The sequence below is a fragment of the Pseudomonas sp. 05N434 genome (genome assembly GCF_056396965.1).
Window position 1 is genome coordinate 1 of the sequence record NZ_JBFTMK010000780.1, and the last position, 1711, is coordinate 1711.

Annotated in this window: 2 protein-coding genes and 1 pseudogene; all 3 read left to right on the top strand. The window is 55.3% G+C overall.

Going from position 1 to position 1711, the window contains the following annotated elements:
- On the top strand, nt 1-420 hold a 420-nt coding region (locus AC1DLB_RS29270), incomplete at its 5' end, for a phytanoyl-CoA dioxygenase family protein (RefSeq protein WP_477786214.1).
- A gap of 137 nt (nt 421-557) precedes the next feature.
- A pseudogene (locus AC1DLB_RS29275) lies at nt 558-777 on the top strand (hypothetical protein).
- 24 nt (nt 778-801) lie between these two features.
- A complete protein-coding gene (locus AC1DLB_RS29280; RefSeq protein ID WP_111453251.1) occupies nt 802-1491 on the top strand; it encodes a VIT1/CCC1 transporter family protein in 690 nt (229 codons plus the stop codon).
- The last annotated feature ends 220 nt before the right edge of the window (nt 1492-1711 follow it).

Consider the following 1711-nt stretch of genomic DNA (forward strand, 5'->3'; position numbering starts at 1 on the left):
ATCCCGGCCGAGTGGCTGGGTGACATTGTGAACGCCTTGGCATATTTCGACGATTATGGCCCCGAGAACGGCGCAACACGTCTCGTTCCCGGCAGCCATCGCCCTGACCAGGAAGCGCCGCCATTCGACTTCAATGACGAGTCCCGGTCCGTGCAGCTTTCAGGCTCCGTGGGTGACATCCTGGTGTTTGATGTGGATTTAGTGCATGCGGGCAGTCTGAACTCGATCGGCGCACGCCGACGCTCCATCCTGATCAGTTATTTTGCAGAGACGTTATACGCGTCACACCCGGAAACGGTGAGCCTGCGCAGTATCCGGATGGACACGACCGATCGGTTCGACCCTTCGGATTTTACCTGCTCAAGCGGCTCACAAATTTTCTCACCGTTTAAAGCCAGTAAAATCAGCACCTCAAAATAAATTGCGGAAGAACTCATAGCTGCCGCGATGCCTCCAGTTGGCCAAGGCAAAGCAGGCGGACGTCGGTCTAGAGAGATGACTTCTGCTGGCGCAAGTTCAGCTAGTCTAATCACATCACGTACCCAGGAACCGTACCAATGCCGGATCGCTCTGAAGTGAACATAGCCATAACAGACGCTCTCACACTGCTGCTGCACAATCAGCACGCCATATGTGCAGCCATTGGTGACAAATTGGTTCTCTGAAAATGGAACCGAGAATGTCGCCGCTAACGCAATGGCGGCCATGGAAACGCTGGATATCAATGCTCAAAGCCTGACAGACGCCAGTCTGCCTATGCGTTGGGCACCTGACTAAACATTCCGTTGCGGGGTCATCCCCATGAGACACAGCGAAAGGCACAAAACACACCGGACAGGCTGGCTTCGCGCTGCTGTTCTTGGCGCGAATGACGGTATCGTTTCAACGGCTAGCCTCGTCCTGGGAGTTGCGGCGGCCGGTGCGAGTTCAAAGAGCATTCTGGTCGCAGGTGTTGCCGGCCTTGTCGCCGGAGCAATGTCGATGGCGGCTGGTGAATATGTATCGGTCAGTTCCCAAGCCGACACCGAACGCGCAGACTTGCTTCGGGAAAGTAAAGAGTTGGCCGCCAACCCCAAGCAGGAGTACGAAGAGCTGGTTGCCATTTACGTCGAGCGGGGATTGGATACAGCGCTGGCTTCAAACGTTGCCACACAGTTGATGCAACACGATGCTCTGGGCGCTCATGGACGCGACGAATTGGGGATATCCGATACATTGGCCGCGCGTCCTGTGCAAGCTGCCTTTGCCTCCGCAGCGACTTTCTCTGTGGGCGCTGCATTACCATTACTGGTGGTTCTGATGGTTCCGACTGCTGCACTTATGTGGGGGGTTGCTGGCAGCTCGCTTCTGTTTCTCGGGCTCTTAGGAGTTCTGGCTGCCCATACCGGCGGCGCCCCCATGATTGCTTCAACTGCTCGTGTCACCTTTTGGGGGGCCCTGGCAATGGCGTTGACCGCTGCGGTGGGTACCCTGTTTGGGGTAGCAGCATAAATGTTTGATAATGAGCAGAACAACATAATGGCCGTCTCGTGGACTATGATGATGGATTGTCTCATTGAGGCGCAAATACCTTTACCCCTCGCGGCGTTTCAATCGATGAGTTCCTGAGCAGTGGCTGCCAGCTGACTGCCAACCCGGTCTTTTAACGTGTCAATAAAGCGAGCGATTTTTGCGTCGACAAACTGTCGTGAGGTGTAGACGGCATAAACCG